Here is a 14,733-nt window from a genome sequence, read left to right as displayed (position 1 = left end):
ATTAATTCTAATAAAAACACCTAAGTCTAAATTCACTCTTAGGTGTTTTATTTACTAGATTAATTTAATTGAAAATCTAATGAAACAATAAGCGGGTTCAATACGCTTTCAGGCTTAGGCCCTATCGGTTTTACTCGCTTTACAGCAGCCATTGCTGCATTATCCAGTGAAGAAATCCCTGAAGAGTTTTCTATCTCAACCATGGCAATAGCACCTTCTGCGGTGAGAGAAAAACTCACCACTACCTGACCTTCATGTTGCATGCGGCGCGCTTGTGATGGATAACGTTTATGACGCTCTATTTCTCGGCGCAATGAGCTTATATAGTGATTGTCAGATTCACCTTGCCCGATGCCTTTCTCGCTTAGTGCATGACTTCTTCCTGCTAACGAACTTGCCGTATGTTGCGTTAAGCTTTCTGCAGATGCTTCTGATGTTATTTGTGCTACTTGGCTTTCTAAATCACGCTGTTTTATGGGTTCTACTTTTTCTTGTACGACCTGTTTTTTTACTGGTGTAACTGGTTTTATAGGTATCGGTTTTTCTTTGGGCTTTTCAGGTATTTTCTTTGGTGCTTCAACAAACTCTCCTATTTCGGCATTTGGCAACACAATGGGAGTTTCTTGAGGTGCCGTTTCCACTAAAGGCTCAGGCACGACTGTCGATTGTTGGGGCGGTGAAAATACCACTTGGTAAACAGATAATGTATTTTCTTGTTGCTGATGAATATGGTGTGCACTTTCTGCCATAGAAAGTGAACGCAACAGCCAACTTAATATAGCGATATAAACTAACGAGATAGCTATTAGCCAGTAATAAATATTAAGCGGTTGCCTGACAGAAAGTGCCAACATAACAAAAAGCTCCTTAATTCTCTTTTAATTAAAATTGTGCAGTCACACCCAATCGGAAGGTTCTTCCGGGTGCAGGCATACCTGATCGCGTTAAAGGATCAATGTAGTATTCGTTTAATAAATTACTGCCTGTTATTTCAAACGATAAATTAGGGCTATATTGATAGTTAATATAGGCATCGACGGTAAAGACTTTTGCCCAACGCATCGGATTATTATTTCTGCCGTACATTTCTCTTGGTAACTTTTCTTTTAGCCATTTTTCATCTTTATTTTCTACTTCTGATGAATAGAGCCAGCGACTGCCCACCTCTAACTTATTATCTAACCAACGGGTACCTAAATGTAAATTAACCGAATATTTAGGTTGAATAGAAGTACGTAAAAAACCACCCGGATACCCCCCTGTCATACACTCTTTAATTCCCAAGAAACCAAAAGGATCGTAGTGACTAAAGGCATTTTTATCGCATACCTTATTTTTATGGCTATAAACTAAAGCCGTATCCATAAAAATAAAACCGTTATCAAAACGCGCTTGAACTTCCAGCCCCTCTAATTTTTGCTTTTCAAATTGCCTAATTTGCCAAGTTGCATCTCTATCAAACACATTTTCGATATTGGTATGAAAATAATTAATTTTAATATCGGCATGGCGCTCGACATTAAGCCAATCGGTCAAATCAAATACAACCCCAAACTCTGTACTTTTGGCGCGTTCTGGTTTTAATTTAAAGCCATAATAACGAGCTTTAGAGCCTGAAAATCCGCTAGTGTCTTCAAATAAATTAGGCAAACGCAGTTGCTCGGTATAACGGCCATAAAAACGCAATATCTCGTTGGCATACACCGTTGCAGACACCAGTGGTGAAAAGGCCCCATGCTGATAACTGGGCTCAGGTGCAAAATTATCTTTATCATCATCAAGATAAATAGGGATTGGATTGGTCACACCCATTTCATATTTATTAACTAATTTACCTGTAATGGGATCGGGCACTTTTTCATTGATATCAGCATAACCACTTAAGAACATATTTTTACTTTTAGATAATTCGCCATTTTTATCATAAAGTATGACGGTATATTCCGTGATCATAGGACGTTTTTGAGAAGATTCTATATTGAGATTTCCTTGTTCATCACGAAGAAAATCATCGTGCATCATATGAACTTGAGTTTTTTTAACTTTATGATGATTAATAATTTTTTCTTTTATTTCAGGTGATAAATTTTCATATTCAGGATAAACAAATTTAGATTGTAAAAACTTACGCATTTTTTTATCTATTTCTGGATAACGTCGATAATTTTTAAGCTCTTCAGGTAACGTTTCTACATCCACCCTATGGTAAGCTTTATATAATAAATATTCATCCGCAGTTAATGTACGTCGATAAGGCAAAATAAAGCCTCTTATTGATGGAGATTTCTCATAACCTTTTACATTATTACGTCGCTTATTATTTAAAAAAGTATCTGTTAAATGATAATAGTGATATTTACCACCCGCGGTAATAGCTAACCAAGAAAGTGGTTTCCAATCTGTGGAAAGGGCTAAGTTAATTTCATGACGTTGTCCTGCTCGCCCGGAGGTAACAAAATCAAAACCTGCAGGTAATTCCAATTCATCACTGTCTAATTTTTCAAATTGATAATGACTGGAAAATGAAAGAGAAAATTGCGGTGATAATTTAAATATCGAAGATAAATCAATACCATATCGGTTATTCTCTTGATAAAGAGAGGCAGTATCAATAAAACGCGTGTCTACTTTTGTATCCCATTTAGATAAATATTTTTCATCATAATCAATTTGCCGAGATACTCTAGGTTCACCACCACGAGTATTGGTATGTCCTGTGGTTGAATTTCCCCACAATCTTAATAATAAATCGGTTTGTTTATCTTCGGGTTTATATTGATAAGTTAATATACCTGTCTGTTGATTAATCGTTGCTAATGGCCATTGAGTCACTAAATTTTTTTCATAACGAGCCCACTCTAATCGTAATGGCATAATATCGCCAAACAGTAAATCGGTGTATCGGTAATTAATCGAAAAACGGTGTGTTGATTCAGGGAATAATGTCCCTTTAACTAAAAATGAACGATTACGGCTGGATGTATTCGGTACTTCATTACCAGGACGATAAATATGAGCAATAAAAGGAACATAAGGTGTTAACCTTACTTTATAATCAATTGAGTGGATAGATTTCATATTATCGGTTTCGAGATAAGCTTTTGTATTTCTTTTTCCTGCTAAATAATTGCCTTTTTCTCGCAGTGCATAAGCAAATAATAAATTAAATTTTTCTTTTTCAAACCCAATGCCTAGGCGAAATGAATGATCATGAAAATGCCAATCTTTATTTTTTTGTGGTGTGATTTCTAACGCAGGATCAATAACTCTTGAACCATAATGATAAAAATAAGGCTGATTACGGTAATCTCCAAGCATATTTAAATAAACTTCTTTATACCGTGTAGAGTTATTACTAATATCCCCTTTAAAATTAATACCAAAAGAGTCACCAATAGGCACAATATCACGAATATCTAGGGTTTTAATCGCAATACCGCCACCAATGCCTGTTTTCATATCTGGAGTTAATGAGGGACCTTTTTCAATATAGATACTACTAATCAAATTAGAATCAATATAGTTACGATTAGAGGCACCACTATAACCTCGATAAACAGTAATTGCCTGCTCTGTACCATCCACCGTAACAGGAATACGTCCTTGCCCTTGAATACCCCGAATATTCGGATCAAGCGCCCCACCATTACGCGCTTCACCACTATAAACCCCAATGGCGCTTTTTAGTAAATCAGCTGGAGAAATACCTTGATAACGCTCTAATAGCTCTTTGCCTAAATAAACATTAGAGACATCTTTCTCATAAACTTGTGAATAACCTTGCGTATCTTTTTCTTTATTATCAGAAATTTGAATATGACCAAGATCAGTTTTATCTTCTTTGGCTTGCAGATAAAAGCACGGAGAAAATAGCGATAGAGAAACGAAGATTGAAACAATTTTTCGCTTTCTAAAAAGCATTATATGCATTGTTTTACCTATTCAATTAATAAAAGAAGTGATTTATTTAATTAAAACTGTTTTTCTAATTTAAATAACACTTCGTGTTGCTGATATTGATATAACCAATCCACATTGCTTAATCTTCGGGTATAACGAAATTCTATTGCGGGATAAAACCCTAAAATAAAAGATGATTTATTTTTAATATTGGTTGTAAAAACAATACTATTATCTTTTCTTCTCTTTTTTAATAAAGGGTTATAGTTATTAAAGTATTTAAATTGATACTGTAAAAAAAGAGATATATGCCAATTCACTGACAAAGGATAATAAACGCCAGTTTTTATACCATACAGCTGATAATTTAATAAAGTATTTTTTTTACGATCTAACTGATAATTTAATTGATTAACTAACTGTATTCTATTATTAAAATAATAGTTATGGTTAGTACTATAACTAAGTCGCCGACTATTTAAATTATTTAACGCTTCTTGATATTTTTTTATTTTATAATCCAAACTTAAATTAATAGTTTGCTTTTTATTAATAAAATAAGAAAATTGCGCTTCACTTCCCCATGCTTGATATTCATATTGAGCTTGTGGTTTTTTTATTTCGTAATAAGGAGTCATTGACCATTGATATTGCGATTTTTGATAGCGATAACCCAGCTGTGTATATAATGCCAAAAAGTTAGCACGACGGTGAGAGTGATAATCTATATATCGTGCATAAGTATAAGAAGAAAAAGTATGGTGAGAATAAATGATAACAGGCTGATAAAAAGAAAAATAATGAGTAAGACCCGTTGATACAATGGGTTTTGCACTTCTTAAAGTCACTTTTCTTTGCGTGGATTGAGAGACCACTTTTTCAGCTATATCAGGTGCATGGTTAATATTATCGTTATAAAAGAAGCTAAGTTGATAGAAACGTTGACCTTGAAAATAAGCGGCTAATTTAACCTTATAAAACTCAATGGATTGACTAATATCTTTTGGTAAATCAACAATACTACTCAACTGATCGAGTTGTTGCTGTGCTTTTTTATATTCTCGCAAATGAAAATAAAGCTGTATTAACCCTGTTTGTGCTGGGATAAAATCAGCTTTTTGTTTAAGTTGCTGCTGATAATAAAACTCAGCTTGTAAAAAATTGCCTTTTGTTTGGGCTAAAAGCGCTTTAGCATAATCAATTAAGAGTGTTTCATGGAAAGGTAATTGTTGATAGTCCAGTAATAGTTCTTCGGCCTTTTTCCACTGCTGTTGCTGTAAAGCGCGATAAAGTTGTTGGCCTATTTGGGCAACTTGGTGTTGAGGTGAAGAATAGGAGAATAAAACAGAATTATTTTCTTTGGCATTTACTTTTAATGGAATAAATAACACACTGATAATAAAAAACAACTTCATTCGTTTTTGATAATAACGCATGTATATCCTTATAATAAAAATCGACCTATTCCTTAAGATCAGTTTATTTTTGATAAAAAAAAACAGATAACCCTATACCTGATTATCTGTTGCTAACATTTAGCTTAATGACCACTAATACCACTTTTTAAAGAATTAACCGATTGTATTACCAAACAAATTTATAATATTATTTTTTGAAAAAATTAAGAAGCATCCGTGCTTGCTGTTATTTCTTCACTTTCACTACTATTTTTCGTACCACCAAAACCGATATCTTTTGTGTGATCCGAACTAAATACCACAATACCTGCTAACACTTCGGCATTTTCGCCAAAAAAGGCACCTTCAACAACCCCTGATGTTGTATCCTCTTTTGCATCTGCAGAAAACGTTACTTGGTTATTTGCGGTATAAAGATTTCCACCTTCTAACTCAACAGTACGCTGCTCATTCTTCAATGAACCTTCAATTTTCTTTTGAGAAAAATCAACATCAAACGTACCAGAAAGTTGGTTACTACCGTTATATTTACTGATACCCATTACCGTATAAGTGGCGCTATCTGTCGGTAGTGTGGTTGTCACATCTTTACCGATATAATAGGTTTGATGTGTTGCATCTGTTGCTGATGTTGTTTTTGCCCAGTCACCAAAATAGACATTAGCATTAGTGATTTTAGCAAAGTGAAAAACACCCATATCACTATGTTGGTGATTAGATTGGATTGTATAAACACCATGACTATCCGCTCCACCACTCATTCTGGGTGATGTCAACGAAGCAAAACCAATTTTTTTCCCACCTCCTACGGTACTAATACCCACACCTGGCTCTCCACCAGACATTTGATGATCACCACGTTGGATAGGGTCACTTGCCCCGACTTTCATGGTATTTAATGAACCACTTTGATTAGAATGAATTTCAGCTTGTACAGCATGAGTCCCCATTAATATAAATAATGCGCAGACTAATTCATTACGTTTTTTCATAATAACTTCCTTATTATTAGTTTGAGGGTGTGGCTACTTATTATAAATAATAAGTAGCCACTTACAGAGATATTAATATTCTATCTTTACAGCTTCACTTTCGAATATAAAGCTTGCTGTTTCGGGCGTGGTTAATATTAAATAAATCTCTGTCATTGTAAATAACTTATTTTAATAAACTGATTTTCAATTAGCCTTATTTATATTATGGTGATTAAGTTAATTAAATGATTTACTTTATTTTTTTATTTAAACACATAAAAAACCAATAAATATTTCATGTTTATTTTTGTGAACAAACTCGCAATTATTTATCTTTATTTCTTTTAAAAACAATTATTATTTATTAGGTGTTTTAGCTTTATTATAAGTTATATATTAGTAATATAATCATTTCTAAAATTAAAAACAGTTTTCATTCATTATAATTTATTTATTTCCTCATGAATTATTTTTATAAAAATATCACGATCTTTATTATGAATATTATTATTCCAAATAACACCTATTTCCCATTGTGTATACAAACCAGACAGTGGCAATAAAGTGACTTTTTGTTTGTCACAAATAAGCTCTGCATTTTTAGGTACCAATGCCATCCCTAATCCAGCAGCAACTAACGCTAATTGTGTTTGGATATCTTGTGATTGCTGTAATACACGAGGTTTAATTTGATGATATTTTAAAAAATCATTAATTTGTTGATGTAGTTTTTTTCCTTTTTCTGGAACCAGTTGAATAAGCCCAAGTATATTAAAATAGTGTAATGGATCATCTTCAATCTCTAACACCATAATGTTTTGTGTTGGAATAGCTAACATCAATCGCTCTTGTGCTAATGAAATCCCTTTGAGGGGTTCTGTAACAGGTAAGCGTGAAAATGCGAGATCGAGTTCTCCTAAACGTAATTTATTTTCCATCATGCTAGAAGGCATATCATCGATATGAACAGTAATATCAGGATGAGCGTGATTAAATTTTGCCAATAATGGGGTAATAAAATTTAATGAGGACAAACCAAATCCTGCATAAAGCTCTGCTTTTTGGGGTTCACTTAATTGGCGAGCTTGTTTTTCTAGAACGCGAGCCTCTCTTAAAACTGATTGAGATTGACTCAGTAAATACTGTCCTTCAGGTGTTAATTTTGCACCATGGCGTCCACGCTGAAAAAGTGTGATACCTAACTGAGACTCCAGTGTTTTTATCTGTTTTGTCAGTGCGGGTTGGCTAATAAAAAGCTTTGATGAAGCTTCACCAAAATGTTCTGTTTCAGCTAAAACAACAAAAGCATGTAATAAACGGGTATCCATGACTAATTATTGATCCTATCTTATTTTTCTTTTTATTATTCTAACATAAAATAAATAAATAAAATTAATAACCAATATATTAATAAGCGAAGTAAATAAATTACTCTTTAGCTAAACAAAAACAGCTCACAAAATGAAAGCTGTTTTTTTATTAAATTACGCTTTACCAAATCGAACCGAAATAGGATCTTGTTCATTTCCAAATTTTGTCGTTAATATCGAATAAAGTTCAGGTCTTCGTCCTGTTAGCCAGCGTCTTCCTGTAGAGTTTTCTAATAATGTGAGGTCAAGATCTGCAATCACCATATCATCATTAATCGCTTTGCTCTCTTTTACTACGCGCCCATAAGGGTCAATGATCATTGCATTCCCAGTACGAACCTCTTCTTCATCACGACCAACACCATTACTAAATAACACAAACATACCGTTATCATGCGCTCTTGCAGGTAACCAACGCATTAGCCAACCTCTTCCATGCTCACCTTGAAATGCCTCTTGTAATGATTGAGGATCTTGATGTCTATTTTCCCAAAGCGTCATGGGAATAGGCTTCATACTATGTGGGCTACGTGAATTTGTTCCACCCGTTTGATGAGGAGCGAGTAAAATATCGGCACCTAACAATGCATTAGCTCGTGCATTTTCGACCAAGTTATTATCCCAGCAAATTAATACGCCCATTTTAACCCCCCAAGGGGTTTCGAATACGGTATATTGCTCACCACTTTTGATGATCGGATGTTCGAAGGCATGTAATTTCCGATGTTTATGCAAAGAGCCATCAGGCATACAAACAACCCATGTATTATAGAGTGTATTGTCTTCTGCTCGCTCAATAAGTCCGACACCTATCGCCATTTGATGCGTTATCGCTTTTTGTTTTATTAACGCTAAAGATCCACTGTCAGAGACTCGTTCACTTAATGCATACACTGATTGGTCTGATAATTTAGGAACGTGCCAATATCCTGTAATACACATTTCAGGAAACACTAATACATTCACCTTTTCAGTCGCTGCTTTATCTATAAACTGATGAATTTTCGCTAAATTATAAATTTTGTCGTTTGCTTTATGTTGAAACTGCACTGTAGCAACGCGTAATGTTTTAGATGTGTTCATACGTTTTCACCTGTTAAGCCATATATCTCTTCAATATAAAAACGTATTTATTGCTTAAAAGATAATCACTTATTCGCTACTTCCGATAACTCTTTGGAATGAAATTAAGATAACAGCAAGAAATGACAAGGTTCTATCGCTCTATTTCACGGAATAAGCACCTTATTTTCTGGCATCATAATGGCAATAAAGGAGTATTTATGTCTGCTAAGTCCCTATTTATAATTCTTTCATTATTAGGATTATCCGCTTCCTGTTTGGCAGGAGATGGCTTAGTGGATAGAACATGGACAGCTTCAGGATTAAATACACAAAGTTATCGACAAGCATTAAGACAACCAGCCGCAACCTCTCGATATACCCTTTTTAATATCACGCCAGATATGCCTGTTCCGGGGGGGGCAAGCCATTCTGATCATCAAGGTATTCGTTATATTGCAATGAAGTATGGCCCTTATGGTCAGCCAGAACATTATAAAACCTACCAAATCATGTTTTCTCATTATTCAAATAGTAGTACGAAAAAAATTCGCTATTTAGGTGAGTTATATACTGTTGTGGGTGATATCTATTTAATTGATCCTTTTGCAACAACCAATGAATGGCAACGAGGTCGTAGCCAAATTGTTGAAGAGTACTATGAGATATTAGATGCTCACGGAAATAGAACAGGCAAAGGATTACGCTTTAATAATTGGGATAAGCCAATTCATATAACTAAATGGTCATCAAATTAATATATTCTTAATCAATATTCCCTTTTGTTAACTCTCTCTTAATGTCGCCACGTTTTCTTTTATTAAAATAAATACTTTGAATATTAACTCACATTAATACTTTCTAAATTTATACAAATAAAAACGATAAGAATATCAATAACTGGCATAACTCTCTTAATTTCTATCTAATTTAGTTATTTCTTTATAGAAATTTAATTCAAAGAAAAGTTAGTTTTTATTTCACTTATCTATTTAAAATAATCATTAGCTTATGAAAATCATAGAATATTATTTCAAACTGTTTCGAACTATCGTATTGCCTGATCGTGTGTATTTAAAGAATAAGTTTATTCGTAACTTAGGTTATCAACCTAACTTTAAAATACCGACATCACTTAATGAAAAAATCAATGCACGTATGCTATTTGATAGAAATCCAATTTATACGCGCTTAGCAGATAAAATCAAAGTAAGAGATTATGTGATAGAAAAGATTGGTCCACACTATCTGGTTCCTATCATTAACACCTATTCTCATCCTGATGAAATCGATATCACTCAACTTCCTTCACGTTTTGTACTCAAATGTAATCACGATAGCGGTAGTACAATCATCTGCCTTGATAAAGCAACTTTTGATATTGAAAAAGCAAAGAAAAAGCTGCAATTTCATTTAAAACGTAATCTCTATCCTGTTACCCGTGAATGGCACTATAAAAACATCAACGCTCAAATCATCTGTGAAGAATATATTGATTTATTTGATACACAAAATCCAATGATACCAACGACTTGTCGTCTTCACTGTTTTAATGGTCAACCTCATTATGCGGAAATTGATATTTCTGATACCAAAGGGAATGGGTATATAAATGTGTATGATACAAATTGGCAGTTACAACCCATCACATTAGAAGATCCCAACACACCCAAACTTATTGAAAAACCAACGCAATTTGAAATCATGTTGCAATTAGCCGCTAAACTGGCAAATGGCTTTAATTATTGTCGAGTTGATTTTTTAATGTCTGAAAATAGACTTATCTTTAGCGAAATGACCTTTACCCCAAATGCAGGGCGTATCCCCATCAAACCTAAAGAATGGGATTACAAATTAGGTGCATTGTGGTCATAAAAGAGAAAATTAAATAGGTGTAAATCGTTACATAAAACGATTACACCTATTTTTAAAAATTTCATTTTATGATGTCAATCTGTCAGTCGTTGTGGATGAGTAAATACTGTTGCTCTTCCGCGGCGACAAAAACCCACCAGCGTGACATTGTATTTATTAGCAACTTCAACCGCTAAAGAGGTTGCTGCAGAAACAGCAAATAAAATTTCTGCGCCACACATTGCGGCTTTCTGTACCATTTCATAGCTTGCTCGACTAGAGACTAATACCGCGCCTTCATTCCACTTTTCTTGAGCTTTCATACCTAAAAGCTTATCAAGCGCAACATGACGACCAACGTCTTCACATCCCCCTTGCATTTCACCCTCTGGTGATAACCAAACAGCCGCATGAGTACAGCCAGTTAATTCACCAATTTCTTGAACGGTTGTCATCTGCTCTAAGGCTTTATCAAGATTTGAAAGTGAAAATGTTTGTGTAAAAGGTAACGGAGTAATAGGTCGAAAAATCTCTTCTAGTTGTTCAGTTCCACAAATACCACAGCCAGTGCGCCCCGTCATATTACGGCGTCGCTCTTTTAATCCCATAAAACGTCGGCTTGATAATTCAACTTGAACTTCAATACCGCCGTTACAACTTTCCATAATTTCGATACTGCGAATTTCATTAGAAGATTCTATAATGCCTTCGGATAAAGAAAATCCGACAGCAAACAACTCTAAATTTTTAGGGCTCGCCATCATAACGACGTGAGATATTCCGTTGTACACTAATGCAACAGGAACTTCGAGTGCAATATAATCGTCTTCTTGTCTGTTTAGAGATCCCTTGTGTTGCACAATTGTTTGATCTACGCCAACGATTACACGTTTAGTTAACAATTTTGTCGATTTTGTTTCATCCATAAGATGAATTCCTAAATTTATTAATACATAATAACAATACGGGTAAAAACGATTTTACACTACCTATCAGGCAATGAACCTGATCCTATTAGGGATAATAGGGATAAAAAAACAATCAGCTCCATTTTCGTGAAGAAAATTAGAGTCAGTAAAAGCAATGTATGATGAGGAGAGACCCCATGCAGGTCAGCAGAAGACAGTTCTTTAAGATCTGTGCTGGCGGTATGGCAGGTACTACAGCGGCAGCGCTTGGTTTTGCACCAGCAGTTGCGCTAGCAGGCTCACGTCAGTATAAATTACTGAGAGCCCGCGAAACCCGCAATACCTGTACGTACTGTTCTGTCGGTTGTGGACTATTAATGTATAGTCTGGGCGATGGCGCCAAAAACGCAAAAGAAACGATATTTCATATTGAAGGTGACTCAGACCATCCAGTAAACCGCGGTGCATTATGCCCTAAAGGTGCTGGTCTTGTGGATTTCATTCACAGTGAAGGTCGTTTAAAACACCCAGAATACCGTGCACCCGGCTCGGATAAATGGGTAAAACTCTCATGGGAAGAAACGTTTGATCGTATTGCGCGCTTAATCAAAAAAGACCGCGATGCCAACTTCCAGAAATTCAATAAAGAAGGTGTAGAAGTCAACCGTTGGTTAACAACGGGTATGCTTTGCGCCTCTGCAGCAAGCAATGAAACTGGGTTTTTAACTCAGAAATTCTCAAGAGCTCTTGGGATGCTGGCTGTCGATAACCAAGCGCGTGTCTGACACGGACCAACGGTAGCAAGTCTTGCTCCAACATTTGGTCGCGGTGCGATGACCAACCACTGGGTTGATATGAAAAATGCCAACCTTATCGTCGTTATGGGCGGTAATGCGGCAGAAGCACATCCTGTGGGATTCCGCTGGGCGATGGAAGCTAAAATCCATAATAACGCCAAGCTCATTGTTATTGATCCTCGCTTCACCCGTACTGCGGCTGTTGCGGATTTCTATACGCCAATCCGTTCTGGTACTGATATTACGTTCTTATCGGGCGTTATCTTATATCTGCTCGAAAATAAGAAATATCAAAAAGAATACGTTGAGGCTTATACCAATGCGAGCTTGATTGTCCGTGAAGACTATCATTTTGATGATGGTTTATTCAGCGGATATGATGCAGAAAAACGTAAATACGATAAAACCACTTGGAACTACGAGATGGATGAAAATGGTTTCGCAAAACGCGACACCACATTACAACATCCTCGTTGTGTCTGGAATCTGTTAAAACAACACGTTAGCCGTTACACGCCTGATGTGGTTACTCAGATTTGTGGTACACCAAAAGATGATTTCTTAAAAGTCTGTGAATATATTGCTGAAACAGCAGCGAAAGATAAAACAGCCTCTTTCCTGTATGCACTAGGCTGGACTCAACATACTGTTGGTGCTCAAAACATCCGTACCATGGCAATGATCCAATTACTGTTAGGTAATATGGGTATGGCTGGTGGCGGTGTTAACGCACTACGTGGTCACTCTAATATTCAAGGCTTAACTGACCTCGGTCTATTATCTCAAAGCTTACCAGGCTATCTAACTCTGCCTTCTGAAAAGCAGACTACATTAGAAACCTACTTAGCTGCGAATACGCCAAAAGCGACAGTACCGGGACAAGTTAACTACTGGGGCAATTATCCTAAATTCTTCGTGAGTATGATGAAGACATTCTATGGTGATAATGCTCAACGTGATAATGATTGGGGCTTCTCACTGTTACCTAAGTGGGACAAACCTTACGACGTTCTACAATACTTCGATATGATGGATAAAGGTGAAGTCAACGGCTATATCTGCCAAGGCTTTAACCCTGTTGCCTCATTCCCGAATAAGAACAAAGTTATTCGCTCATTATCAAAACTGAAATTCCTTATCACAATGGATCCGCTAAACACTGAAACTGCGTGTTTCTGGCAGAACCACGGTGAAGAGAACGACGTTAAAACAGCCGATATTCAGACAGAAGTCTTCCGTCTGCCAACAACCTGTTTCGCAGAAGAAGACGGTTCTATCGTTAACTCTGGTCGCTGGTTACAATGGCACTGGAAAGGGGGTGATGCCCCTGGTGTGGCTATCCCTGATGCTGAGATTTTATCGGGTATTTTCCATCGTTTACGCCAACTCTACAAAGAAGAAGGCGGTGCGATGCCAGAGCAGGTGTTGAATATGACTTGGGATTACTTTGATCCTGATAATCCAACATCCGCAGAAGTTGCACAAGAAAGTAATGGTAAAGCATTAGTCGACTTAAAAGATGCTGATGGCAATATCATTCTGAAAAAAGGTCAACTGCTTAGCTCGTTTGCTCAGTTACGTGATGATGGTACAACGGCGAGTGGCTGTTGGATCTTCGCAGGTAGTTGGACAGAGAAAGGCAACCAAATGGCTAACCGTGATAACTCCGATCCATCAGGATTGGGTAATACATTAGGTTGGGCATGGGCATGGCCTCTTAACCGTCGCATTATTTATAACCGCGCATCAGCAGACCCACAAGGTCAACCATGGGATCCTAAACGTAAATTAATCGAATGGGATGGCAGCAAATGGACGGGTATTGATGTACCTGACTATAGCAACGCTGCACCGGGTTCTGATGTTGGTCCATTTATTATGCAGCCGGAAGGTATGGGACGTCTGTTTGCTATCGATAAGATGGCAGAAGGTCCATTCCCTGAGCACTATGAGCCAATTGAAACACCATTGGGTACTAACCCACTGCATCCAAATGTCGTTTCAAACCCAGCGGCGCGTATCTTTAAAGATGACTGGGAAGATATGGGTAAAGCAGAAGATTTCCCCTATGTCGGTACAACTTATCGTCTGACAGAACATTTCCACTTCTGGACTAAACACGCGCGCTTAAATGCGATTATTCAGCCACAACAATTTATTGAAATTGGTGAGCGTTTAGCCGCAGAGAAAGGCATTGTTCAAGGCGATACCGTTAAAGTCAGCTCAAAACGTGGTTATATCAAAGCGAAAGCGGTTGTCACTAAACGTATTAAAACCCTTGATGTTGATGGGCGCAAAGTGGATACCATTGGTATTCCTATTCACTGGGGCTTTGAAGGTGTTGCTGTGAAAGGCTTTATTGCGAATACGTTAACGCCATTCGTTGGTGATGCGAATACACAAACGCCAGAGTTTAAAGCGTTCCTTGTTAATGTGGAAAAGGTGTAAGG

The 14,733-nt window shown here is 36.4% G+C and carries 10 protein-coding genes; 3 read left to right on the top strand and 7 right to left on the bottom strand.

All coding sequences use genetic code 11. The annotated features are described in order from the left end of the window. Positions 1–59: 59 nt before the first annotated feature. The 6 genes from GWI59_RS07210 to GWI59_RS07185 all read right to left on the bottom strand — a co-directional run bounded on the left by GWI59_RS07210 (position 60) and on the right by GWI59_RS07185 (position 8,745). Positions 60–854: an energy transducer TonB gene (locus GWI59_RS07210; RefSeq protein ID WP_006534289.1), complete on the bottom strand. Its 795-nt coding sequence runs from the start codon at positions 852–854 to the stop codon at positions 60–62. A gap of 28 nt (positions 855–882) precedes the next feature. After that, positions 883–3,930, bottom strand: a complete 3,048-nt coding sequence (locus tag GWI59_RS07205; protein WP_161724350.1) for a TonB-dependent receptor domain-containing protein — start codon at positions 3,928–3,930, stop codon at positions 883–885. A gap of 41 nt (positions 3,931–3,971) precedes the next feature. Further along, positions 3,972–5,336, bottom strand: a complete 1,365-nt coding sequence (locus GWI59_RS07200; protein WP_161724348.1) for a surface lipoprotein assembly modifier — start codon at positions 5,334–5,336, stop codon at positions 3,972–3,974. 185 nt (positions 5,337–5,521) lie between these two features. Further along, positions 5,522–6,310, bottom strand: a complete 789-nt coding sequence (locus GWI59_RS07195) for a Slam-dependent surface lipoprotein (protein WP_161724346.1) — start codon at positions 6,308–6,310, stop codon at positions 5,522–5,524. A gap of 422 nt (positions 6,311–6,732) precedes the next feature. Next, complete coding sequence (locus tag GWI59_RS07190) at positions 6,733–7,620, bottom strand: LysR family transcriptional regulator (RefSeq protein WP_161706960.1); 888 nt, start codon at positions 7,618–7,620, stop codon at positions 6,733–6,735. A 156-nt stretch (positions 7,621–7,776) separates the two neighbouring features. Next, entirely contained in the window at positions 7,777–8,745 is a 969-nt protein-coding gene (locus GWI59_RS07185) for a nitrilase family protein (RefSeq protein WP_109848236.1), read from the bottom strand. 200 nt (positions 8,746–8,945) lie between these two features. Between GWI59_RS07185 and umoA the strand changes: the two genes are divergently transcribed. Together umoA and GWI59_RS07175 are read left to right on the top strand one after the other, a co-directional pair. Further along, positions 8,946–9,482 (top strand): UmoA family flagellar biogenesis regulator, encoded by a 537-nt coding sequence (gene umoA, locus GWI59_RS07180; RefSeq protein ID WP_006534301.1) that lies wholly within the window; start codon positions 8,946–8,948, stop codon positions 9,480–9,482. Positions 9,483–9,735: 253 nt separating this feature from the next. Beyond that, entirely contained in the window at positions 9,736–10,599 is an 864-nt protein-coding gene (locus GWI59_RS07175; RefSeq protein WP_109398984.1) for an ATP-grasp fold amidoligase family protein, read from the top strand. Positions 10,600–10,673: 74 nt separating this feature from the next. Here the strand turns inward: GWI59_RS07175 and fdhD are convergent, their stop codons facing one another. Continuing rightward, positions 10,674–11,504, bottom strand: a complete 831-nt coding sequence (gene fdhD / locus GWI59_RS07170) for a formate dehydrogenase accessory sulfurtransferase FdhD (protein ID WP_006534304.1) — start codon at positions 11,502–11,504, stop codon at positions 10,674–10,676. Between the two features lie 179 nt (positions 11,505–11,683). Here fdhD and fdnG point away from each other — a divergent pair, with 179 nt between their 5' ends. Further along, on the top strand, positions 11,684–14,731 hold the full coding sequence (gene fdnG / locus GWI59_RS07165) for a formate dehydrogenase-N subunit alpha (RefSeq protein ID WP_115065714.1): 3,048 nt from the start codon (positions 11,684–11,686) through the stop codon (positions 14,729–14,731). Positions 14,732–14,733: the final 2 nt, after the last annotated feature.

It is taken from the genome of Proteus sp. G2673 (genome assembly GCF_009915125.1).
Classification (GTDB): domain Bacteria; phylum Pseudomonadota; class Gammaproteobacteria; order Enterobacterales; family Enterobacteriaceae; genus Proteus; species Proteus penneri.
This window is presented reverse-complemented; position numbering and strand designations above follow the sequence as displayed.

Coding starts and splice junctions, on each gene's coding strand:
- GWI59_RS07190 (WP_161706960.1), bottom strand. CDS start 7,620: ATGGATACCCGTTTATTACATGCTTTTGTTGTTTTAGCTGAAACAGAA.
- GWI59_RS07205 (WP_161724350.1), bottom strand. CDS start 3,930: ATGCATATAATGCTTTTTAGAAAGCGAAAAATTGTTTCAATCTTCGTT.
- fdhD (WP_006534304.1), bottom strand. CDS start 11,504: ATGGATGAAACAAAATCGACAAAATTGTTAACTAAACGTGTAATCGTT.
- GWI59_RS07175 (WP_109398984.1), top strand. CDS start 9,736: ATGAAAATCATAGAATATTATTTCAAACTGTTTCGAACTATCGTATTG.
- GWI59_RS07210 (WP_006534289.1), bottom strand. CDS start 854: ATGTTGGCACTTTCTGTCAGGCAACCGCTTAATATTTATTACTGGCTA.
- GWI59_RS07200 (WP_161724348.1), bottom strand. CDS start 5,336: ATGCGTTATTATCAAAAACGAATGAAGTTGTTTTTTATTATCAGTGTG.
- GWI59_RS07185 (WP_109848236.1), bottom strand. CDS start 8,745: ATGAACACATCTAAAACATTACGCGTTGCTACAGTGCAGTTTCAACAT.
- umoA (WP_006534301.1), top strand. CDS start 8,946: ATGTCTGCTAAGTCCCTATTTATAATTCTTTCATTATTAGGATTATCC.
- GWI59_RS07195 (WP_161724346.1), bottom strand. CDS start 6,310: ATGAAAAAACGTAATGAATTAGTCTGCGCATTATTTATATTAATGGGG.